Raw genomic sequence first — 21,649 nt, 5'->3', positions numbered from 1 at the left:
GAACGGGTCAGCCGTTCACTAGCGCGTCGGAGAGGGGGCGCAGCCCCTTTTCCGTTCACGGAGAGAAGAATGAGCAAGCTGAAGCAAAAAATTGCCGTTGCCGGGGTGTTGCTGTTTGCAGGCGCCGCGTGGGCGCAAACCACGCCGACGATGACGTCGGGGACCACGTCCACGTCGAGCCAGACGAGCACGGTTTCCAATACCGTCGTATTGCCGAGTGGCGGTACGTCGGACGTCACGTATCACGGCGGCTACGATGTGCGCACGACGCCGACGGTCTACGCGCCGGCCTTGACGGCCTCGGTGACCGAGACCTGTTGGGGCAGCATTTCCGCCGCGGTGTCGGTGGTGGGCGTGGGCGCGACGGCGGCGGGCACCATCAAGGATATGGACTGCAACAAGCGCCTGAATGCGGCCGTGGCCTGGCGCATGGACCGCAAGGACATCGCGTTCAACATCATGTGTCAGGAAGACGACTTCCGCGAAGCTGCCGCGCTGACCGATCATCCTTGCGGCGACAATCGCAAGGTCGCGAAGAACGACGGCGCACCCGTGCAATTGCGCAATGCCGACACGAGCCCGGATCCGAAGCTTCAGGAGCCGACCGACCCGTTCGTGCGCGAACGCGAGCACTTGCCCGCCTTGCCGCTTGCGCAGGCGCTCGTGCCTTCGGCCCATTGAGTCCGGCAAGGCTGAAGAGAAGAGGGCGCGCTCCTGGTCTCTCCAGCTGGCGCGGCAAGCTACGATCGATTCGGTATCCTCTATGTTCCGGTTGCCTTCGACCTTGCCTGACGGGTCGCGCGATGGCGCAGGCAAAGCGAGCTGGCGCGCAAAAGCGTGCCGCTACGGGCACGCCTTGTTCGGCGACGACACGCGAATGAATGCGCGGCGCGAAACGCTCGCGCGCGCGACTACGCGCTCAAGCGACCGTTTCCGCCTGGTGCAGGCGCGGCAGCAGCCGGTCGAATTCGCGGCGCACGAGCCCGTAGCACTCGCACGCGCGGGCTTCGAGGCCTTCGCGATCGAGCACGCGGATATGGCCGCGGCTGTGATGGATCAGGCCTTCGTCGTGCAGCTTGCCGGCGGCTTCGGTGATGCCTTCGCGGCGCACGCCGAGCATGTCGGCGATCAGCTGCTGCGTGACGCTGAGATCGTTGGAGGCCACGCGGTCCACTTCGATCAGCAGCCAGCGGCACAACTGCTTGCTCAGCGAGTGGTGACGATTGCACGCAGCGGTCTGTGCCACCTGCGTGAGCAGCGCGTGCATATAGAGCAGCATGAGGCGGCGCAGGAAATCCGAGCGCGCGAATTGCTGCTTGAGGGCTTGCGCGCTCATGCGATAGGCGAAGCCCGCGCACTGCACCTGCACGCGGTTCGGCATCGTTTCGCCGCCCGTCAGCACGGGCACGCCCGTCATGCCTTCGCGGCCGACCGCCGCGATTTCGACCGAGCTGCCGTCTTCCATCGTCGAGAGCAGCGAGACGATCGCGGTAGTCGGAAAGTACACGTGATGAATGCGCTGGCCGGAATCGCAGATCAACTGTTCGGTGCGCAGATGAACGAGTTCGAGGTGCGGGGCGAGAGCCTGCCATTCATGCGACGGGAGGGCGCCCAGCAAATGGTTGCCGTGAAGATCGGATTGAAGGGTTAACATGACTGGTCCTCGTGTGAAGCAGCGCGAGCCGCCTCCTGTTTTTGATTCCGTTCGCCGAACTCGTTGTTGTCTGCCGTTTCCCGTGCGGCTTTTGTGTTCGTCGTGCCGGCCCCATAGTCCCGCTTGTTGGTGCTTGTTCCAGCTTGTTCTTGCCTCGTCCCATTCGCGCGTTAGCGGGCGCGGTATCGTTCGTCCGCATCTGCGCTCGTGTGGCGATCTCTCTTTAGCAGGGTGTGTGCCAGTTGGTGCGAAAGCACGCATTGAAGCGGCTGAGCGCGAGCCGGCCATGCGGCAGCGCGGCGAAACGCCGGGTTTTTGTTTCAGTTTTGTACGGCGACTTTGCGGGCCGCCGTGCTGCGCGCTGCCCGATTGAAAATCACAAGCCAATGATTTGATTGAATTATTTCCCCTGGCGAGCGGGGGGTTCAGAAATGGCTCCTCGTTGAAACATGGATCCTGGGCGATTCGGGCAGCGACCCAAAAAACAAGCGGTTTTGATTCACTTCTGTTGCAACGCAGACGCAGCCGGCGAAAAAACGTTCGGCGCTGAAACAACGCGCGCGGGTGGCTTTGCGGCGCGCCCGCCAGTGCGCATGCGGTCAGTGTGGGTATGCGTACAGATTGGCATGCCGAGGTTTGCTCCAATGAGGTCCGTAAAAAGCCTCGGGGCGTTGTGAGGCTTGAGAGGTCCGGGAAGCGCGTGACGCTTCGGGCGAGCCGGCCGGCAGGCAGGCGCGGCGTTCGTCGACGTGACCCGACGTATTTCAACGGGGAGCTCACTGCATGAATCAGCTCGTGACGCCTGCCGGCTTGCTCGCGGCAGCCAATGAACCCGACGTCGCGCTCATCGTTCAGCCCGTAGTGCTGGCCGGGGGCTCGGGCACGCGGCTCTGGCCGCTCTCGCGCGAGCATTGCCCGAAACAGCTGATCGATCTGCTCGACGGCGAGTCGCTGCTCGAAGCCACGGTGCGGCGGCTCGACGGCGTGTATGCCGAGGCGGGCGCGGCGATCCGCAAGGCCGCGCCGGTCGTCGTGAGCAGCGAGGAACTGCGGCTCATGACCGTCGACCGGCTCGGCCGCAGCGGCATGCCCGCTCGCGTCGTGCTCGAACCGGTCGCACGCAACACGGCGCCGGCGCTCACTGTGGCGGCGCTGGCAGCGCGCGCCGGGCACGAGGCGGCGCTCGTTCGCAATGGCGCGGATGCCGTATGCGACAGCGACCCCGTGCTCATCGCCATGCCGGCGGACCACCTGATCGCGGATCGCGCGGCGTTTGCCGCCGCGCTCGAAGAAGCGGTGGGGTATGCGGCGCGCGGCGCGATCGTCACGCTGGGCGTGCCGCCGCAGCGCGCGGAGACCGGCTATGGCTACATCGGCGCGGGGGCGGCGCTCGGCTCGAGCGGCGCACGCGTGATCGAACGTTTCGTGGAAAAGCCCGGCGCCGAACTCGCGGAGAGTTACGTGGCCTCGGGAGATTACCTCTGGAATAGCGGCATTTTCGTGGTGCGCGCATCAGTCTGGCTGGCTGCGATCGCGCACTGCCGGCCGGTTATCGCGGCGCAATGCGCGGCGGCGTTCGAGGCGGCCGCGATCGACGCCGACGGCACCGTGCATCTCGATGCCGCGGCGCTCGCCGCGTGCCCGTCCGATTCGATCGACTACGCCGTGATGGAGTCGCTCGGCGCCAACGCGCGGCTCACGGGCGTGGTCGTGCCGCTCGTGGCCGGCTGGTCCGACGTGGGCGCGTGGGACGCAGTGTGGCAGGTGTCGAACAAGGACGAAAGCGGCAACGTGGCCCGTGGGCGCGTAATGTTCGAAGACGTGACCGACACGTTCGCGCACTCGGACGGACGGCTCGTGGCCTGCGTAGGCGTGCACGGCGTGGTGGTGGTCGAAACGGCCGACGCCGTCCTCGTCGCGGCGAGGGATCGCGTGCAGGACGTCAAGGCGATCGTGGGCAAGCTCAGGCAGGAGCGCAGCGCGGTCGCGCAGCATCACCGGCGCGTGGAACGGCCATGGGGCTGCTACGACTCGCTCGATCAGGGCGAACGCTTTCAGGTCAAGCGCATCGTCGTGAAGCCGGGCGGGCGGCTGTCGCTGCAGATGCATCATCACCGCGCGGAGCACTGGACCGTGGTGCGTGGCACGGCGCGCGTCACGCGCGGCGAGGAGGTTTTCCTGCTGTCGGAAAACGAATCGACCTACATTCCGCTGGGCGTGAAGCACCGGCTGGAGAATCCGGGCAAGACGCCGCTCGAGATCATCGAGGTGCAGTCGGGCGGTTATCTGGGCGAAGACGACATCGTGCGCTTCGACGATCAGTACGGCCGGATACAACGGTGAACAAGTACAACATTGAAAAGCACGACGTTGGGCCGCACGCGAAAAAGCGTGCGCAGAAGAAACATGCACGCCGGCATCCCTGCATATGCACAGCCAGGGACTGCCGATCGATTTGAAGCCAGTTGAAAGCGTGTCGATTGAAGTAAGTGGGCGATTCATACGAACGCCTTACAAAAACAGCAGCGCAAGGGCCGACGGAACACGCGTAAATACGAACAAGATGCGTGCGCGCAAGCATCATGTCAGGAGATATCCTGGCTGGCGAATTATGCGAAGCGCATGGCAACGTAACACCTAAGTTCGACGACGCACGAGGGCCCGCGCAGTATCCGGCAAACATGGGCGATAACGCCCACATCGGGGGGGTAGGGTCATGGAACTGGGGAACAAGGAACGCTCGCTCGTCAGCAAGGTGATGGACGGGCTGATTTCAGGCATCGTCGAGGAGCGGTATGGCGCCGTGCTGCCGCCGCAGGACATCCTCTCGAAGGAGTTCGACGTGAGCCGCACGGTGATGCGCGAGGCGCTCTCCATGCTGCTCGCGCGTCACATGCTCGACGTGCGGCCGAAAATAGGCACGCGCATCCGGCCCATGCGCGACTGGCGCATGATCGACGAGGACGTCGTGAACTGGCGTTTCCGTTCGAAACCGGACAAGACGTTCTTGCGCGACGTGATCGAGTTTCGCGGCCTGATCGAACCGGCGGCGTGCGCGCTCGCGGCCACGCGCGCGAGCGCTGCGGACATTACCGGCATTCGCGAGGCGTTCGAGGCGCTGCGCCAGACGAGCACCGACGATCCGAATTTCCAGACCGCCGACGCGCTTCTGCACACGCGCATCCTCGCGGCGAGCGGGAATCAGTTTTATCAGCAGATGGCGGCGATCATTCGCGGCGCGCTGTCGCTCGTGAATCCGATTCTCAACACGCGTGACGGCGGCTGGAACAACGTCGTGGCGGCCCATGGGCGCATCGTCGAAGCGATCGAGCGGCGTGCGCCGAAAGAGGCCGAAGCGGCCGCGCTCGCGATGATCGAATACACCGCCGACGAACTCACTCGCGCGCTCGCGCCCGAGGCGCTGGAGCAGCGCTAAGGCCGTTCGCGGCGTCGCTTCGCTCGCCTCGATCCAGGCGCCGTGCGTGGGTCGAGGCGAGCGCATTGCGGTGCGCTGCGTGTGCCGGTATCGTGCGTGTCTTTGGGTGCGCCGCGCGTGACGTACGTGAGGTACGTTGTGCGGCGGCCCTCGACCTCACAGCCGGAGCACGCAGCACATGAGCGAAACACAAACGATACGTTGGGGCATCGTCGGCGCGGGCCGCATTGCGCACCGCTTCGCGCAGGGCGTCGCGCACGTGCCGCATGCACGCGTCGAGGCGGTCTGGTCGCGGCGCGCGGCCACTGCGCAGGCGCTTGCCGCTACCTGCGGCGCAAGGGTGTGCGAGAGCCTGGATGCGCTCTTCGCGAGCGGCATCGACGCCGTGTATATCGCCACGATGCAGGACAGTCACGCCCAGTACGCCATTGCCGCGCTCGAAGCCGGCCTGCCCGTGCTGTGCGAAAAGCCCGCCACCGTGAACGGCGCGCAGCTCGAACGCGTGCTCGACGCGGCGCGCCGCGCGCAGCGCCTCTTCATGGAGGCGATGAAGCCGCCGTTTTATCCCCTCTATCGAAAGTTGCGCGCGCAACTGGACGCCGATCCCATCGGGCCGGTCGGGCTCGTGCGCGCGGGTTGTTCGGTGGCAAGCGTGCCTGCCGAGCATCCCTCGCTGTCGTTCGAACACGCGGGCGGGGCGCTGCTCGACATCGGCGTGTATGAAATGTTTCTTGCGGTCGACTGGCTCGGTGCGCCGCGCGAAGTGCAGACCGTCGGGCGCCTCGGCTCGACTGGCGTGGATACCTTCGCGAGTCTCAATTGCCAGCATGAGCGCGGCATTGCGCAACTGTTCTGCGGGCTCGATCTGCACGGCTATGGCGACGCGCTGCTGGCGGGTCCACTTGGCAACGTGACGATCCACGCGAACTGGTGGAATCCGGCGCGCGCGACGGTGCGCTATGTCGACGGCCGCGTCGTCGAACTCGACGAGCCGTTCGAGGGCGGCGGACTCAACTACGAGACCGCGCACTTCTGCGAGCTGCTGCGCGCGGGCGCGCTCGAAAGCCCGGTGATGACGCACGACACCTCGCGCCGCATGCTCGCCATGGCCGACGCCGCGCGAGCGGCGCTCGGACTGCGTTTCCCCTGCGAGTGACAAGCTAAACTGCGGCCTGCAAGCGAAACGGCCCGCATGTGCGGGCCGTGTATGAAAACGCATGTGCTATCAGTGGCGCGCAGGCAGCGCGAGGCGCTTTTCGTACCAGTGCTGCACCCATTCGAGCACCTGGCAGAGCACCCAGTATACGGCGGCGGCCGCGAGATAGAGCGGTAGCGGCTGATACGTCGAAGCGATGATTTCCTGCGCGCTGCGCAGCAGCTCCGTCACGGTGATGACCGAAACGAGCGACGTGTCCTTGATGAGGCTGATGAGGCTGTTCGAGAGACTCGGCACGGCGATGCGCAACGCCTGCGGTGCGATCACGTAGCGCAGGGTCTGGCTGCGCGAGAGGCCGAGGCTATAGGCCGCGAGCCACTGTCCGCTATGAATGCCGAGAATCGCGCCACGCATGCTCTCCGAGAGATACGCCGCCACGTTCGCAGAAAGCGCGATCACGCCTGCGGGCGTCGGGTCGAGCGAGATGCCGACGCTCGGCAATCCGTAATAAATGACGAAGATCTGCACGAGCAGCGGCGTGCCGCGCATCAGGCTCACATACACGCGCGCGATGAAGACGAGCGCGCGGTTCGAGCTGATGCCCATGAGCGCGAGCACGGCACCGCCGATGAGCCCGAAGATCATCGAAAGCACGGCGAACTTGACCGTCAGCACCGCGCCCTGTGCGAGCACCGGCAGCGACTGGATGATGAGCGTATAGATGGGCATGGGCGTAGGTAACGAATGGAAGTGGCGCGGTTTGCAATGGATGCATATGTGCGAAGGGCGGCATCGTGCGATGCCGCCCTTCGCGTCAGCCGGACTGTGCGGCGCTCGCGATCATTGCCGGATCATTGCGAGATCGGCTTCGTCACGTCGATGCCGAACCACTTGTCCGAGATCTTCGTGAAGGTGCCATCGGCTTCGAGCTGCGTCATCGCTTCGTCGATCGCCTTGGCGAACTTCGGATTGCCCTTCTTGAACGGAATGGCCGACGGGTTGCCGGCGCCGACCGTTGCGCCCGTGCGCAGCGGCAGCTGCGAGTTCTTGAGCAGGTAGGCGAGCATCAGGCGGTCGTTCAGCGCCGCGTCGAGGCGGCCCGCTGCGAGGTCGCGCAGATATTCGGGGGCACCCGGATAGGTCTTCACGTCGATGCCCGGCACCGACTTGGCCATGTCCATGTAATTGGTGCCGAGGCCGACGCCGAGCTTCTTGCCCTTGAGGTCTTCGAGCGTCTTGAACTGGCGCGTGTCGTCCTTGCGCTGAATGAGTTGCGCAGCCGAGTACGTGTACGCCGGCGAGAAGTCGAGCGCGGCCTTGCGCTGGTCGGTCACGCCGACCTGGTTCACGATCACGTCGAACTTGCCTGCCTGCAGGCCCGCGATGATGCCGCTCCATTCGGTCGTGACGAATTCGGGCTTGAGGCCCATTTTCGCCGCGACGGCTCGCGCGATGTCGACGTCATAGCCGACCAGCTCGCCGTTGGGCGCCTTCGAGTTGAACGGCGGGAACGTGCCTTCGAGACCGATGCGCAGCGTGCCGCGCGCCTTGACCTGGTCGAGCAGGTCATCGGCGTGGGCGCTGGCTGCGACGAACGATGCGCCAACGATTGCAAGTGCAAGGAGTTTTTTCAGCAAACCGGATTTCATGTTTTCCTCTTGTTCTGCTGCTGCGATTCTGGTGCTAGTGCACAGCGCCTCCGATGCGCCATGACTAGCGTGCCACTATAGCTTTACGCGCGGCCCGAGGCCAGCGCCCGCGCACATTCGGCGACGAGCGCCGGGCCCCGGTAGATGAAGCCCGTGTAGACCTGCACGAGCGAGGCGCCGGCGGCGATCTTGGCGCGCGCGTCGTCGCCCGAAAAAATGCCGCCCACACCGATGATGGGCACGTCGCCGCCCAGCTCGGCGCGCAGCTTGCGGATCACGTTGTTCGAGGCGTCGAACACCGGGCGTCCCGAGAGGCCGCCCGTTTCGTTCGCATTTGGCATGCCTTCCACCGCTGCGCGCGAGAGCGTGGTGTTGGTCGCGATCACGCCTTCGATCTTGTGGCGCAGGAGCGTGTCGGCGATTTCCTTGATCTGCCCGTCGTCGAGATCGGGCGCGATCTTGAGCGCGAGCGGCACGAGCTTGCCGTGCATGTCGGCGAGACGCTGCTGCTTGTCCTTGAGTGCGGCGAGGAGGGCGTCGAGTTCGCCGCCGCCTTGCAGCTGGCGCAGATTCTTCGTGTTCGGCGACGAGATATTGATCGTCACGTAGCTCGCGAACGGATAGACGCGCTCGAGGCAGAAGAGATAGTCGTCGACGGCGCGCTCGATCGGCGTGTCGGCGTTCTTGCCGATATTCAGGCCGAGAATGCCGCGATAGCGCGCGGCCTGCACGTTCTTCACGAACTGCTCGACGCCGTGGTTGTTGAACCCCATGCGGTTGATGATGCCGCCCGCCTGCGGCAGCCGGAAAATGCGCGGGCGCGGATTGCCCGGCTGCGGGCGCGGCGTCACGGTGCCCACCTCGATGAAGCCGAAGCCGAGCGCGGCGAAACCGTCGATCGCGGCGCCCTCCTTGTCGAGGCCCGCGGCGAGCCCCACCGGGTTGCGGAAGGCGAGGCCCATGACGGTGCGCGGCGAATCGGGCACGCGCGGGGCGAGCAGGCCCGCCATGCCGGTGCGGCCGGCGGCGCCGATCATGCGCAGCGAGAGGTGATGGGCGTCTTCGGCGTCCATGCGAAAGAGCTGGTCGCGGACGAACGGATAAAGGGTGCTGAACACGGGGGAGAAGGCGCGGGCGCCAGAAAATGGGAACCCGCTATTTTAGCGGTAACGCGGAGCCTGGGCGATGCGCCCGGGGCTCAGGCTTCAGCCGTGAGTGCGGTCCATGCGCCGTCGAAGAGGCCTTCGAGCGGCTGGAAGCGCGCCTTGTAGGCCATTTTCGGGCTCTCGCGGATCCAGTAGCCGAGATAGACGTAAGGCAGCTGAAGGCTGCGGGCCTGCTCGATCTGCCAGAGGATGTTGTAGGTGCCGTAGCTCGTATGGAGCGTGTCCGGATCGAAGAACGTGTAGACCGAGGAGAGCCCGTCGCCGAGGATGTCGATCATGCTCACCATGCGCAACGCGCCGGGCTCGTCCGGATGCGCAGGGTCCGGCTCGCGGAATTCGACCAGCCGCGAGTTGATCCGGCTTTGCAGCAGGAACTGCTCGTACTGGTCGCGGCTGTCGCGATCCATGCCGCCGCCCGCGTGGCGCGCGGACTGATAGCGCATGTAGAGCGCGTAATGCGCCTCGTCGTAGTGCAGCGGCGCGACCGTCGCGACGAGCGCGCCGTGCCGCTTCCATGCGCGGCGCTGCGTGCGGCTCGGCGTGAAGCGCTCGACCGGCACGCGCACCGGCACGCACGCGCGGCAACCGTCGCAATAGGGGCGATAGGTGAACACGCCCGAGCGCCGGAAGCCGGCCTTCACGAGATCGGTATAGACGTCGGAATTGATGAGATGACTGGGCGTTGCCACCTGTGAGCGCGCGATGCGCCCCTCCAGGTAACTGCAGGGATAGGGCGCCGTTGCATAGAATTGCAGCGCGGAAAGCGGTGAAAGCGGCAGCTCGTTTGGATGCGTCACGTTGGCAGCTCTCGTAGCAGTTCGGATCGTCGCGTGGCGCGCGCGTCGCGCCCCCAGCCTCGCGCGCAAGCCTTGCCGGGCCATACGGCGCGCCGCACATGGCGTGCCAGGGAAGGCCGGGCGGCGACGGGTTCGCTATTGAGTCTAACATTGACGCCGAACATGTATCCATCGAATTGAGCGGGCTGTAGCAAGTGCGCACGCAGCAATCGTGCGCCGCTCATGTGCCACTCATTTACCGCTCACCGGCGATTCACGCTGCGGGCAAGAACTCGTCAGGCGCGCCTGTGCCGCCGAGCAGATCGGCGAGCACGGCTTTGTCGAATTTCCAGGGAATGGGCGCGGCGTTCACGTGCGTGCGCACGTGGGCGATGAACGCCTTGCGCGAGATTTCGCGCCCGCCGAGCGAGGCGAGATGCGCGGTGTTCTGCTGGCAATCGATCAACTCGACGCCGTGGCGGCGCAAATGCGCGACGAGCGCTGCGAGCGCGATCTTCGAGGCGTCGGTCATGGAGGCGAACATCGACTCGCCGAAGAACATCGTGCCGAGCGCCACGCCGTAGAGTCCGCCTACACGCTCGCCGCCGAACCAGGCCTCGACGCTGTGCGCATCGCCCACGCGGTGCAGGGTCGAGTAGGCGTCGATCACGTCGCCGGTGATCCAGGTGCCGCGCTGGCCGCGCCGCGGCGCGTTCGCGCACGCGCGCATCACGGCGGCGAAATTGTTGTCGACGCGAATTTCCCACGCATCCTCACGCAGTACGCGCTTGAGCGTTTTCCTGAAGGAGGGCGAGACCTTGAATTCGTCGGGGCGCAGGATCATGCGCGGGTCGGGGCTCCACCAGAGCACCGGCTGGCCGTCCGAGTACCACGGGAAAATGCCGCGCCGGTAGGCATCGATGAGGCGCGAGGGGAGCAGGTCCGCGCTCGCGGCGAGCAGGCCCGGCGCGCCGCTCGCCGCGCCGAGTGCGCGCTCGACGGCGGGAAACGGTTCGTCGGGCGAAAGCCAGGGGACCATCGTCGCGGGCGCAGTCAGAAGGGCGATCAGCCGTCGCGCAGCGAGCGCAGGACGTCGCCGGTGTGCAGCCCGAAGCTGCCCGACTGGCGATCGGCGAAGAAACAGCGCAGGGTCTGCCCGACCGTAGGGAACGCAATGTCGTCCCAGGGAATCTCGTGCTCCTCGAAAAGCCGCACTTCGAGGCTTTCCTCGCCAGCTGCGATATCGATGTCGAGCAGGCGCGCGAGATAGAACAGATGCACCTGATGCACGCGCGGCACGTTCAGGAGCGAAAAGAGGTTCTGCACCTCGACGCGCGCGCCGGCTTCCTCGAGCGTCTCGCGCGCCGCGGCTTCGGCGGTCGTCTCGCCCATCTCCATGAAGCCGGCCGGCAGCGTCCAGTAGCCGTAGCGCGGCTCGATCGCGCGGCGGCACAACAGCACCTTGTCTTCCCAGACCGGAACCGTGCCGACCACGTTGCGCGGATTCTGATAGTGGATGGTGCCGCAGTGTGAGCAGACGTAGCGTTCGCGATTGTCGCCGGGCGGAATGAGCAGGCTGACCGCCTGACCGCAAGTCGAGCAGAATTTCATGGGCACGATAGGGGGATGGGTGATGCGAGTTTATCACCGCTCAGCGGCTTCGCTCATGTGCCCAACGCTGGGAAGGCCGCGTCTTGAAGAGGCGTAAACGGAAAAAGGGTTACAGGCCAATGACCTGTAACCCTTTCGAATTCTGCTGGTTGCGGGGGTAGGATTTGAACCTACGACCTTCGGGTTATGAGCCCGACGAGCTGCCAGACTGCTCCACCCCGCGTCCGTCGAAGAAAAGATTATATGACAGTTCGCGCCGCGTTGCAACAACGAATGACGAGTGCCTTTCCAGGCGTTTGCAAAATGTTTGCAGGACGCGCGCGTCATGGCATCTTGAATCGTCAGGATAGAATCGGGGCTCGTTCGGCGCCGTGCATGCTCTTCGCAGCGTTCACGCTGCGCCTTTGCCTTCTACAGCGCACTGCGCTTCATTTGCCTCTTCCATGGACATTCCCCTCGATCTGCAATCGATAGCCGCTCAGGAGCACGCGCTGGTGTTTCCCCGTTTCGACGCCGATCGCGCCTGGCAGCTCGGCGCGCATCTGCATGAACTCGCGCGCGCTCGCGCGCTGCCTGTCGCCATCGATGTGCGCACCTTTGGCCAGCAGCTCTTCTTCTGCGCGCTGGACGGCGCCACGCCCGACAACGCCGACTGGGTGCGCCGCAAGTCGCGCGTGGTCGAGCACTTCCGGCGCAGCTCCTATGCGATCGGCTTGCGCATGCAGCAAACCGGCTCGACGCTTGCCGAAAAGCACGGCCTGCCCAGCAGCGAATTCGCGCCGCACGGCGGTTCGTTTCCGCTTACGGTGGCGGGCGCGGGCGTGATCGGCTCGATCACGGTCTCGGGCCTGCCGCAGCGCGCCGATCACGAACTGGTGGTCGAAGCGCTGTGCGCGCAACTCGACGTCGACTACGCGCAGCTCGCGCTCTCGAAGGTCTGAGACGATGCGCATTCCTCCGTTTTCGGCCTGGACCTGGCTCGTCATCGCGATTGTCGCGGAAGTCATCGCCACCTCTGCGCTGCGCGCGTCGGATGGCTTCACGCGGCTCGTGCCGTCGGCGATCGTCGTGGTGGGGTATGGCATCGCGTTCTACGGGCTCTCGCTGACGTTGCGCAGTTTGCCGGTGGGCATCGTCTATGCGGTGTGGTCGGGCGTAGGCATTGTGCTCATCACGCTCGTGGCGATGGCGCTCTATCGGCAGGTGCCCGATCTGCCGGCCGTGCTCGGGCTCGGTCTCATCGTGGCCGGGGTGGTCGTGCTGAATCTGTTCTCGAAGATGCAGGCGCATTGAAAGACGGCGGCGTAACCGGCGACTGCGTTGACCGCCGCATTGGCCACGTTCGCGCCAGACCTTGCGCCTCGCGCGTAACATGGCCGGTTACCGCCGTGTGCCGCGTCGTCCTCCGGCGGCAATGCTTTCTGCAGATTTTCCCCATTGGGGCTGGACATGATCATTCGCTTTCCCGCCGACGCGCCGCTCTATCGCGACGCCAATCTGACCGTGGTCTTTCCCGCACTCGTTGACGGCACACGCGTACCCTGTGCGATTTCCGTCGAGGCGCTCGAGGACCATTTCGGCGCGCTGCCCGCGAACCGCGACGCGTGGATGCAGGCGTTCGACGCCGGCCGCTCGCGCATCGAGGCTGTGGCACGCGCCCACCTCGAACTCAGCAACGGCACGCCGGTGCTGCTCAAGAGCGGTCACTTTCCGCCCGGACGCCTGGACTCGTAGGCTCGTACTCGTAGTCAGGCACGCCCGTTCGGGCGTCACGGGATTTTTGGTTGCCGCAACCGGCTAGCGTCGCCATGAGCATCGTCGAACGCAAGGACCGCGAACTCCACGCAAGGCAAGCAGCGCGCGCGCACGACCAGCGCGAGCGCATCCTCGACGCTGCGCGCCGCATCGTCATGCGCGAAGGCCTCGCCGCGCTTTCCATGCGCAAGATCGCCGATGCGATCGGTTATTCCCCTGCGTCCCTCTACCTTTATTTCGCCGGCCGCGACGAGATTGCCGAGGCGCTCGGCCGCGAAGGCTACGCACAACTGCTCGCGCAGCTCGAACCGCTCGCGCTGATCGCCGACGCGCGCGAGCGGCTTCATGCGCTTGCGCATGCATACGTGGCGTACGGCTGCGACCATCCGCAGACTTACGAACTCATCTTCATGGCGCACAAGGCGCGCCCGGAGCACGTGGGGCCGGCCGCCCGCCGTCAACGCGATGCGCTGGCCGATGCGGCTGGCGCGCCTGAAGCGGACGCCGCGCCGGCCTGCGGCGCGCAACTCTTTGCCGCCACGCTGTCCGTGCTGACGCCGGCGAGCGGGGCGCATGTCGATGGCACCCTGCTCGCGCAGTCGCTCTGGGCTACGCTGCACGGCGTGGTGATGCTCACGCTCGCGCGCGCTGGCTTTGAGCACGCGGCGCCCGGTCCGTTGATCGACGCCACGCTCGATGCCTGGTTCGGCACGCGCGCCGCCGCGGCCACGTTGCCGGCCGGGCAAGCGCACGGTGTGGCGTCGTGATAGCCTCAAAAAGTCTGTGCTCGCGCCTCGCCCGACGCAGGCGCCGCTCATCGTTCTGCCTTGCCAATCGCCATGTCACACGAAGCCAACGCAAGCCCGACTGCAGCCGATGCCGACTCGCACGTGCTTACGCGCGTAGCGAACCGCATCGGTTTTATCGAACTCGAGCGCCCGCAGGCGCTCAATGCGCTCACCACCGCCATGGTCCGCACGATGCACGCGGCCCTCGATCGCTGGCGCGACGACCCGGGCGTGCTCGCCGTGATCGTGCGCACGCGCCACCCGCGCGCGTTCTGCGCGGGCGGCGATATTCGCTTTCTGTACGAGTCGTACCGCGCGGGCGAACAGGCGGCGCTCGACACGTTCTTCGCCGACGAATATCGCCTCAACCACGCCATCTTCACCTTTCCGAAGCCGTACATCGCGATGCTCAACGGCGTGGTCATGGGCGGCGGCATGGGCATCTCGCAGGGCGCGCATCGCACGGGCGGGCTGCGGCTCGTGGGTCCGACCACGCGCATGGCGATGCCGGAGACGCGCATCGGCCTCTTTCCCGATGTCGGCATGGGCTGGTTCCTTGCGCGCACGCCTGGTGCGATCGGGCGCTATCTCGCGGTGACCGGCGAGACGCTCGATCAGGCCAGCGCCGTGTATGCGGGCCTCGCCGACGCGTCGCTCGACGAGTCCGCGTGGCCGTCGCTGCTCGATGCGCTGGAGAGCGAGCCGTTTGCGAGCGGCGCGGAAGTGGTCGCGCGCATCCGCCAGGCGGCCTTGCCTGCGCCCGGCTTGCGGCGCCTCGCCGAAGGGTCCTCGCTGGCCGCGGTGCGCGGCTGGATCGACCAGCATTTCTCGCTCGCCGATGTGCCGGCCATGCTGGCATCGCTTGAAGCCGCTCGCCATGCGGGCGCGGGCGACCAGGCGCAATGGGCCGGGCAGATGGTGGACGTGCTGCGCGAGCGTTCGCCGCTTTCCATGGCGGTGTCGCTCGAGGTGGTGTCGCGCGCGGAGGGCACGATGGCCGACTGCCTGCGCCGCGACCTCGACCTCACGCGCTCGAGCTTCGCGATCGGCGACGTGATGGAGGGCATCCGTGCGCGCATCATCGACAAGGACAATCATCCGCACTGGCGCTTCGCGAATAGCGAAGACGTGCGCCGCGAAGACGTCGAGCGGATGTTCGAGAGTCCCTGGAGCTTGATGGAGCATCCGCTGCGCGAACTCATCGGTTGAGCTGGCGAGGGCGAGGGAACGGTCGGGGAGGTGTGAGGGAAACGCGCGGCGGGAAAACCCGGGCCGCGCATTGCGCACGGCCCGCAGGCGGGCTCAGTCTTCGGCGGTTTCGCTCATGAACGCACGCATGAAAACCAGTGCGCCCCAGCCCCACATCGCATTCGAGGCGAAGCCCGTGGCAAGCCGCGGCAGCATGTTGCCGGTCGGCCAGATGCCGCGCAAGGGATCGACGACGAACACCATCGCCGCGGTGAGCACGATGCCGCCGAACACGAAGGCCTGAACCCACGGCGCGGGACGCGAAGGCGACACGCGCAGCAGCCACGCCATCAGCACGGCCCAGATGGCGCTCCAGATCGCATTCACGAGGAACTCGGGCAGCCCGAGCGGCTGGAACGGGTCCGTCGAAAATCCGGCCGCGTCGATGACTTGTGCGGCATGCAGGAGCGCGAGCGTCGCCTCGCGAAAGAAGAGCGACGCCAGAAAGCCGGATACGAACGGCAGAATCAGTTTTTGCATGGAGTCTTGCGAGAGCTTCTTGGCCTCGCTGCGCAATGCGCCTCATGGAGCGGTGCGCGCGCGGCGTGGCGGTGTTTTTGTGGGTGCGTGCGCCATTATATCGGCGCGCGGTGCGCGCGAGGCGCACCGTATGCTAAAGCGTCGGGCAAAGCACGAAAGTGGAAAACCTAAGCTCAAAAAAATCGTTCTAAAGGGTGCGAGCGGTCCCTAGACTGGTTCCCCATGAAGACGGCGCCGCCGTCGCCGGGCGCTCTCGCGAGGCGCACGGGGAATGCGCGAGCGCATTCCGTCTGCTGTCGAATCCTTTCAATCGAGCCACGAGCGGCGCATTCGTTTGCGCGGCGTGCCCGCGCGCGCTCGCTGGCCGGCAGTCACCCGATTCGTGTTTCGAATTTCCAGGCAGGAGCAACGCATGAATGTGTTCTGGTTCATCCCGACCCACGGCGACAGCCGCTATCTGGGCACGACCCAGGGCGCGCGCGCGGCCGATCTCGCGTATTTCCAGCAGATCGCCGTCGCCGCCGATACGCTCGGCTACGAAGGCGTCCTGCTGCCCACGGGCCGCTCGTGCGAGGACGCGTGGGTCGTGGCGTCGAGCCTCATTGCCGCGACGCGGCGTCTGAAGTTTCTCGTGGCGATCCGCCCGGGCCTCTCGTCGCCGGCACTCTCGGCACGGATGGCCGCCACGTTCGACCGGCTTTCCAATGGCCGTCTGCTCATCAACGTCGTGACGGGCGGCGACACTGCCGAGCTGGAAGGCGATGGCCTCTTCGTCGATCACGACACGCGCTACGAAATCACCGACGAGTTCCTGCATATCTGGCGCAAGCTGCTCGCGGCATCGCACGCGAACGAAGCGATCGACTTCGAGGGGCGCCATCTGCGCTCGGTGGGCGGCAAGGTGCTGTATCCGCCCGCGCAGCATCCGCATCCGCCGTTGTGGTTCGGCGGCTCGTCGCCGGCCGCGCACGCCATGGCGGGCGCGCACATCGACACCTATCTGACGTGGGGCGAGCCCCCCGAAGCCGTCGCGCGCAAGATCGCCGACATTCGCGCGCGCGCGGCCGGGCATGGACGCACGATTCGCTTCGGCATTCGCCTGCACGTGATCGTGCGCGAGACCGAAGACGAAGCGTGGGCCGCCGCCGACAAGCTCATCAGCCACCTCGACGACGAGACGGTCGCGCGCGCCCAGGCCGCGTTCGCGAAGATGGATTCGGAAGGCCAGCGCCGCATGGCCGCGCTGCACGGCGGCAAGCGCGGCACGCGCAAGGATCTCGAGGTGTATCCGAATTTGTGGGCGGGCGTGGGCCTCGTGCGCGGCGGCGCGGGCACGGCGCTCGTCGGCAATCCTGAACAGGTGGCCGCGCTCATGAAGGAATATGCGCAGCTCGGCATCGAGACGTTCATTTTGTCCGGCTATCCCCATCTCGAGGAATCCTACCGGTTTGCGGAACTCGTGTTCCCGCTGCTGCCGGGGCGCGCGGCGAAGGTCGCGGGCGGCCCGCTCTCGGGGCCGTTTGGCGAAGTGGTCGGCAATCACTATCTGCCGAAAGTGAGCCAGAGCTGAGGCGCTGGAGACAGGCAATCGTGGAGGACGCAACGATGACGCAATCCGTAGTAACGGCTGCACCCGCACGCGACCGCTCGCGCCCAGGCGGCGGCGTGCTGCGCGCCGCGCGGGCCTTCGTGCGGGCGGGCCGGCGGCGGCTCGCCCCCTGGCTCGTGCCGCTGGCGGTGCTGGCGATCTGGGAGATCGCCGCAAGAAGCGGCGCGCTCTCGACGCGCGTGCTGCCCGAGCCGCTCGCCGTGGTGCGGGCGGCATGGTCGCTGATCGAGTCGGGCGAAATGTGGGCCGACGTGCGCGTGAGCACGTGGCGGGCGCTTTCGGGGTTCGCGATCGGCGGCGGCATCGGGCTCGTGCTCGGACTGGCTACCGGGCTCTTCAAGCCCGCTGAAACCGCGCTCGATTCAACCGTGCAGATGGTCCGCAATATTCCGGCGCTCGCCATGATTCCGCTCGTGATTCTCTGGTTCGGCATTGGCGAGGAGGCGAAAGTCTTTCTCGTGGCGCTGGGCGTATTCTTTCCCGTCTACGTGAATACGTTCCACGGTATCCGCTCGGTGGACGCCAATCTCGTCGAGATGGCGCGCAGCTACGGGCTCAAAGGGTTCGCACTTTATCGCGAGGTGATATTGCCGGGGGCGTTGCCTTCGATTCTCGTCGGCGTGCGTTTCGCGCTCGGTCTGATGTGGGTGACGCTGATCGTCGCCGAAACGATCTCCGCGCAGTCGGGCATTGGCTACATGACGATGAACGCGCGCGAATTCCTGCAAACCGATGTGGTGGTGGTCGGCATCCTGCTCTATGCAGCGCTCGGCAAGCTCGCCGACTGGCTCGCGAAATCGCTCGAGCGCGTGGCGCTGCGCTGGCACCCCGCTTATCAACAGGAGAACGAAGCATGAGCGCGAGTCAACTGGCGCCGAACTACGGCGTAAAGCGGGAAGCCTTCGAGCGCGTGCAGGCGCGCGAACGCAACGACAGGGCGCAGGCGACGCGCGAGGGCGCGTCACTGCGTACACACGCACCTGAAGTGGACGCCGCCGTCGCCCTTCGCGGCGTGGGCAAGCGCTACGGCGAGCGCGCCGTGCTCGCCGGTTTCGACCTCGCGATCGAGCGCGGCAGTTTTGTGTCGATCGTAGGACGCAGCGGTTGCGGCAAGTCCACGTTGCTGCGCCTGATCGCCGGCCTCGAAACGCCGGACGAGGGCGCGGTGGAGCGGCGCGGCGCAGAGGGCGCGCCGCTCGATACGCGCATCATGTTTCAGGACGCGCGCCTCTTGCCGTGGAAGACCGTCTTGCAGAACGTGATGCTAGGACTTGGGCGCGGCGCGCGTGACGACGCCCGCGCGGTGCTCGACGAGGTGGGTCTGCTCGCGCGTGCCGACGAGTGGCCCGCGCGCCTCTCGGGCGGCCAGCGCCAGCGGGTGGCGCTCGCCCGCGCGCTCGTGCATCGTCCGAGCCTGTTGCTGCTCGATGAGCCGCTCGGCGCACTCGACGCGCTGACGCGTCTCGAGATGCATGCGCTGATCGAGCGCCTGTGGCGCGAGCATCGCTTCACCGCACTGCTGGTGACGCACGACGTGCACGAAGCCGTCGCACTGGGCGACCGTATTTTGCTCGTCGAGGCGGGGCGCATCGCGCTCGATCAGCGCGTGCCGCTCGAGCGCCCGCGGGCGCGCGTCGACGCACGCTTCGCCGCGCTCGAGGAGCGCGTGCTGCAGCGCGTGCTCGGCCACGGGCCACAGCAAGCCGCCGGACGGCCGTTGGGCGCTGTGGCTTGAATCATCGTTTATCAGGAATCCTCTTGTTTATCCTCGAACTCACGGAGCCGAGCTTATGAGCATTACCGCCATCAACGTACGCAACCAGTTTCGCGGCAAGATCAAGGAGATCATTCGCGGACCCGTCGTTTCGGAAGTCGATGTCGACACAGCATTCGGCATCGTCACCTCGGTCATCACCACGCGCTCAATCGACGAACTCGAACTGAAGGTGGGCTCGGAAGTGGTCGCGCTGGTGAAGTCGACGGAGGTGTCGATCGCGCGCCTGTGAAGCGTGCCCGCGCGTCGCGGTGTCCGGAAGTGCTAGCATGACCCGTCAGCGGACGACGGAGAGGCGAGCATGGAGCCGAAGGGCATCGACATGGGCGACTACCAGGAGCGCTACAAGGACTACGACATCGAAGTCGCGGTCGAGCAGGTGCTCACGGGCGTGAAGGCACACTATCGCGTGCTGAAGGACGATACGGTCGTGGAGGACTGGCAACTCGTGCATATCACGCGCCTCTGGTCCACCGAGCACGCGGCGGCCGAGGCGGGCTTCGAAGCGGCACGTGTGTGGATCGATGCGCGCGGCACGTCGGCGCGCTAGCGTTTGCCTTGCGAAACCGCGCCAGGCGGCTGGTTTGCCCGGCGGCCCGCGTCGGCGAACATGTCGCGTAGTTGCTGGCGCTCGGCGCCGGTCAGATGTGCGGCGGCGGCCGGCATCGTGAGCACGAGGTGCAGCGTAAGGTTGCCGTGCACGCCATTGCGGTCCGCGAGTCCAGCACCCGCCAGACGGATCGGCGTGCGCGCATTCGCGTTCGCGGGTATTTTCACATCGAACGTGCGGCCGAGCACCTTGGCCTGAACGCCGCCGCCTAGCATGGCCGTCACGAAGTCGACTGGAAGCTCGCAAGCGAGATCGAGCCCGTTGCGCGTAAAGCCCGGGCCGCAAACGATGGAGACGGAGAAAGTCGCGTCTCCCGGTGGGCCGCCGTTCACGCCGGGGTGGCCGCCGCCGGCCACCACCAGACGCTGACCGTCCCATGCGCCGTGTGGAATCTCGACCACTTCCGACTTGCGCCATGTCTTTACGCCGGTGCCGTGACATTGTTCGCAAAGCGCGCCGCGATCTTCCTGTTCGCACGCGGGACACGGACCTTTGACAGGGTAGTGGGCTTGAACGCCGCCGCCATTGAGCGCGACTTCTAGCGGCAGGAATAGCTCGACGAGGCAGTTGGCGCCGCGCATGGGCGGGGCCGCGCGGCGCTGACGCGGTTGCGCTTCGCCGTTGCGGGTCTTGCTGGCCGGACTCGCGGCGCCAGTTGTCCTCGCCGTTGGCGCGATGCGCCTGCCGCTCAGAATCTCGAAGGCCTCCTGAATGAGCTTGAAGACCGGCTCGACTGCCGCCTCGCGACCCTTGTTGCGGTCGGGGTGGTACTTCGCGCGCAGTTGACGGTAGGCGCGCTTGATTTCTGCCGGCGACGCAGTCTCCGGCAGTTGCAGCCGCCTGTAGTATTCCTCGAAGCTCAAAGGCGTTCCCGGGTGTCTCTCGTGCACAGACGCAAAAAAGCCCGCAACCAGTGCGGGCTCATTTGTTCACTGCTGAATTCTTTGGGGTGGCTGATGGGACTCGAACCCACGACAACAGGAGTCGCAATCGAGTCGTCGAACACCAAATTCAGGTTAAAAATCAAAGCCCTGTGATTTTGATTTCGGAAAATGCGCCACTTCATCGACCTGGCACTTGCGCGGGTTTGCGGCGGAGCGTTCCAAAATGTTGTTATTTTAGCCGGTCCAGCTAATTTCGTTGCTTTGGTATCCGCACTGAGCCCGAGCTTCAGGTCGCGGAACGCGCGTGCGACCTTAGGGATTCCGTTGCGATCGGTGACGAACTTCCAGCGGTTGTCCGACAGCTAGTCGATCATCATTCGCTACATGCCTTGAGTGCGTCGGTCCCCAGCTATTGGGGGCGATTACCAGTTACATGCATAGCGACGGCGCCGGCCATGCTACTATTTCCTTTCAATTTGAAAGGAGACTGCTGATGGGCTGGAACGTGCGCTTCACCGACTACCGTGGCTATGACCTTCATTCGGAAACACTTGAGTGCCCCAATGAAATGTGGGTATGGCGCGCGAAAGTAAGCAGGGGCACGGAACGCGACATCGCTTCGAGTCAAGACCTGGAGACGAGCCACAGGACTCGGGACGATGCGGAAAGCGCCGGGTTCGCTTGGGGGCGCGCGATGGTCGATGAAATCTTGACGGGCTAGGCTCGTCGCGCTCATTGCTGCCTGTAGCGCGCTCTGCGTCGCTCGCCCTTCGCACAGGCTTGCCCACAGTTTCTGTGGAGAACTGCGCGCTTTCGCCAAAACCTGTGTCACTCGGCGCTCTCGTCGCATCGGAAGGCGCGAGAGCGACTCGTTCGCCGGCGGCGATGAGTCGGCAGGCTTCGATGTGATCCGGGGCTCGACAGCGTGCAGACCTTTACCACGGCGCGAAGCGCGGCGTTGATGCGGATGTTTCGTTGATTGATGCCATCGCTTCCTCTATTCGCTACGCGGTCGTTGCTTCGCCGGCTGCTGCGATGCCCCTGCCGCGCGCT

24 protein-coding genes and 1 tRNA gene are annotated in these 21,649 nt (G+C 65.8%); 15 read left to right on the top strand and 10 right to left on the bottom strand.

Going from position 1 to position 21,649, the window contains the following annotated elements:
- The first annotated feature begins 69 nt into the window (after positions 1 to 69).
- Positions 70 to 681 carry a hypothetical protein gene (locus AB4Y44_RS22805; protein ID WP_342920619.1) on the top strand — a complete coding sequence of 204 codons (612 nt, stop codon included), beginning with the start codon at positions 70 to 72 and terminating at the stop codon, positions 679 to 681.
- 238 nt (positions 682 to 919) lie between these two features.
- Here AB4Y44_RS22805 and AB4Y44_RS22800 read toward each other — a convergent pair whose 3' ends face one another.
- A complete protein-coding gene (locus tag AB4Y44_RS22800) occupies positions 920 to 1,654 on the bottom strand; it encodes a Crp/Fnr family transcriptional regulator (RefSeq protein ID WP_028204855.1) in 735 nt (244 codons plus the stop codon).
- A gap of 783 nt (positions 1,655 to 2,437) precedes the next feature.
- On the opposite strand from AB4Y44_RS22800, the gene AB4Y44_RS22795 reads away from it, so the two are divergent.
- The 3 genes from AB4Y44_RS22795 to AB4Y44_RS22785 all read left to right on the top strand — a co-directional run bounded on the left by AB4Y44_RS22795 (position 2,438) and on the right by AB4Y44_RS22785 (position 6,246).
- The gene (locus AB4Y44_RS22795) at positions 2,438 to 3,997 is read left to right on the top strand and encodes a mannose-1-phosphate guanylyltransferase/mannose-6-phosphate isomerase (RefSeq protein ID WP_368700952.1); all 1,560 of its coding nucleotides are present in this window, start codon (positions 2,438 to 2,440) and stop codon (positions 3,995 to 3,997) included.
- Between the two features lie 373 nt (positions 3,998 to 4,370).
- Positions 4,371 to 5,090 (top strand): FCD domain-containing protein, encoded by a 720-nt coding sequence (locus AB4Y44_RS22790; protein ID WP_342920617.1) that lies wholly within the window; start codon positions 4,371 to 4,373, stop codon positions 5,088 to 5,090.
- A 178-nt stretch (positions 5,091 to 5,268) separates the two neighbouring features.
- A complete protein-coding gene (locus tag AB4Y44_RS22785) occupies positions 5,269 to 6,246 on the top strand; it encodes a Gfo/Idh/MocA family protein (RefSeq protein ID WP_368700951.1) in 978 nt (325 codons plus the stop codon).
- Positions 6,247 to 6,315: 69 nt separating this feature from the next.
- Here the strand turns inward: AB4Y44_RS22785 and AB4Y44_RS22780 are convergent, their stop codons facing one another.
- The 7 genes from AB4Y44_RS22780 to AB4Y44_RS22750 form a co-directional block, all read right to left on the bottom strand.
- Positions 6,316 to 6,975 carry an amino acid ABC transporter permease gene (locus tag AB4Y44_RS22780; RefSeq protein WP_368700950.1) on the bottom strand — a complete coding sequence of 220 codons (660 nt, stop codon included), beginning with the start codon at positions 6,973 to 6,975 and terminating at the stop codon, positions 6,316 to 6,318.
- Between the two features lie 122 nt (positions 6,976 to 7,097).
- Positions 7,098 to 7,895 carry a cystine ABC transporter substrate-binding protein gene (locus AB4Y44_RS22775; RefSeq protein ID WP_368700949.1) on the bottom strand — a complete coding sequence of 266 codons (798 nt, stop codon included), beginning with the start codon at positions 7,893 to 7,895 and terminating at the stop codon, positions 7,098 to 7,100.
- An 83-nt stretch (positions 7,896 to 7,978) separates the two neighbouring features.
- Entirely contained in the window at positions 7,979 to 9,013 is a 1,035-nt protein-coding gene (locus AB4Y44_RS22770) for a quinone-dependent dihydroorotate dehydrogenase (protein WP_368700948.1), read from the bottom strand.
- 80 nt (positions 9,014 to 9,093) lie between these two features.
- Positions 9,094 to 9,858: an arginyltransferase gene (locus tag AB4Y44_RS22765; protein WP_342920612.1), complete on the bottom strand. Its 765-nt coding sequence runs from the start codon at positions 9,856 to 9,858 to the stop codon at positions 9,094 to 9,096.
- Positions 9,859 to 10,111: 253 nt separating this feature from the next.
- Complete coding sequence (gene aat, locus AB4Y44_RS22760) at positions 10,112 to 10,876, bottom strand: leucyl/phenylalanyl-tRNA--protein transferase (RefSeq protein ID WP_342920611.1); 765 nt, start codon at positions 10,874 to 10,876, stop codon at positions 10,112 to 10,114.
- 26 nt (positions 10,877 to 10,902) lie between these two features.
- On the bottom strand, positions 10,903 to 11,448 hold the full coding sequence (locus AB4Y44_RS22755) for an NUDIX hydrolase (RefSeq protein WP_110384546.1): 546 nt from the start codon (positions 11,446 to 11,448) through the stop codon (positions 10,903 to 10,905).
- Positions 11,449 to 11,594: 146 nt separating this feature from the next.
- Positions 11,595 to 11,671: transfer RNA gene (locus AB4Y44_RS22750), tRNA-Met, on the bottom strand.
- A 220-nt stretch (positions 11,672 to 11,891) separates the two neighbouring features.
- Between AB4Y44_RS22750 and AB4Y44_RS22745 the strand changes: the two genes are divergently transcribed.
- From AB4Y44_RS22745 to AB4Y44_RS22725, 5 genes are all read left to right on the top strand, one after another.
- Complete coding sequence (locus AB4Y44_RS22745; protein ID WP_368700947.1) at positions 11,892 to 12,389, top strand: heme-degrading domain-containing protein; 498 nt, start codon at positions 11,892 to 11,894, stop codon at positions 12,387 to 12,389.
- A gap of 4 nt (positions 12,390 to 12,393) precedes the next feature.
- A complete protein-coding gene (locus AB4Y44_RS22740) occupies positions 12,394 to 12,741 on the top strand; it encodes a multidrug efflux SMR transporter (RefSeq protein ID WP_042268604.1) in 348 nt (115 codons plus the stop codon).
- Positions 12,742 to 12,897: 156 nt separating this feature from the next.
- On the top strand, positions 12,898 to 13,182 hold the full coding sequence (locus AB4Y44_RS22735; protein WP_069267565.1) for a DUF1488 domain-containing protein: 285 nt from the start codon (positions 12,898 to 12,900) through the stop codon (positions 13,180 to 13,182).
- Positions 13,183 to 13,256: 74 nt separating this feature from the next.
- Positions 13,257 to 13,970, top strand: coding sequence for a TetR/AcrR family transcriptional regulator (locus AB4Y44_RS22730; protein WP_342920608.1), 714 nt, complete (start codon positions 13,257 to 13,259; stop codon positions 13,968 to 13,970).
- Positions 13,971 to 14,042: 72 nt separating this feature from the next.
- A complete protein-coding gene (locus tag AB4Y44_RS22725; protein WP_342920607.1) occupies positions 14,043 to 15,200 on the top strand; it encodes an enoyl-CoA hydratase/isomerase family protein in 1,158 nt (385 codons plus the stop codon).
- Between the two features lie 93 nt (positions 15,201 to 15,293).
- Here AB4Y44_RS22725 and AB4Y44_RS22720 read toward each other — a convergent pair whose 3' ends face one another.
- Positions 15,294 to 15,719, bottom strand: coding sequence for a hypothetical protein (locus AB4Y44_RS22720; protein ID WP_342920606.1), 426 nt, complete (start codon positions 15,717 to 15,719; stop codon positions 15,294 to 15,296).
- A gap of 412 nt (positions 15,720 to 16,131) precedes the next feature.
- Here AB4Y44_RS22720 and ssuD point away from each other — a divergent pair, with 412 nt between their 5' ends.
- From ssuD to AB4Y44_RS22695, 5 genes are all read left to right on the top strand, one after another.
- Positions 16,132 to 17,289, top strand: coding sequence for an FMNH2-dependent alkanesulfonate monooxygenase (gene ssuD, locus AB4Y44_RS22715; protein WP_342920605.1), 1,158 nt, complete (start codon positions 16,132 to 16,134; stop codon positions 17,287 to 17,289).
- A gap of 35 nt (positions 17,290 to 17,324) precedes the next feature.
- The gene (gene ssuC / locus AB4Y44_RS22710) at positions 17,325 to 18,185 is read left to right on the top strand and encodes an aliphatic sulfonate ABC transporter permease SsuC (RefSeq protein WP_342920604.1); all 861 of its coding nucleotides are present in this window, start codon (positions 17,325 to 17,327) and stop codon (positions 18,183 to 18,185) included.
- Entirely contained in the window at positions 18,182 to 19,063 is an 882-nt protein-coding gene (locus AB4Y44_RS22705) for an ATP-binding cassette domain-containing protein (protein WP_342920603.1), read from the top strand. The genes ssuC and AB4Y44_RS22705 overlap by 4 nt, the downstream gene beginning before the upstream one ends.
- A 55-nt stretch (positions 19,064 to 19,118) precedes the next feature.
- Positions 19,119 to 19,334: a molybdopterin-binding protein gene (locus tag AB4Y44_RS22700; protein WP_028204871.1), complete on the top strand. Its 216-nt coding sequence runs from the start codon at positions 19,119 to 19,121 to the stop codon at positions 19,332 to 19,334.
- A gap of 69 nt (positions 19,335 to 19,403) precedes the next feature.
- Positions 19,404 to 19,652 (top strand): DUF6566 family protein, encoded by a 249-nt coding sequence (locus tag AB4Y44_RS22695; protein WP_342920602.1) that lies wholly within the window; start codon positions 19,404 to 19,406, stop codon positions 19,650 to 19,652.
- Here the strand turns inward: AB4Y44_RS22695 and AB4Y44_RS22690 are convergent.
- Positions 19,649 to 20,575 carry a DnaJ C-terminal domain-containing protein gene (locus tag AB4Y44_RS22690; protein WP_368700946.1) on the bottom strand — a complete coding sequence of 309 codons (927 nt, stop codon included), beginning with the start codon at positions 20,573 to 20,575 and terminating at the stop codon, positions 19,649 to 19,651. The two genes, AB4Y44_RS22695 and AB4Y44_RS22690, sit on opposite strands and share 4 nt — an antisense overlap.
- Positions 20,576 to 21,089: 514 nt before the next feature.
- Between AB4Y44_RS22690 and AB4Y44_RS22685 the strand changes: the two genes are divergently transcribed.
- A complete protein-coding gene (locus tag AB4Y44_RS22685; RefSeq protein ID WP_368700945.1) occupies positions 21,090 to 21,317 on the top strand; it encodes a hypothetical protein in 228 nt (75 codons plus the stop codon).
- Positions 21,318 to 21,649 lie beyond the last annotated feature (332 nt).

Origin of the sequence: Paraburkholderia sp. BR10937 (assembly GCF_040965695.1) — a bacterium.
Taxonomy (GTDB): Bacteria; Pseudomonadota; Gammaproteobacteria; order Burkholderiales; family Burkholderiaceae; genus Paraburkholderia.
This window is presented reverse-complemented; position numbering and strand designations above follow the sequence as displayed.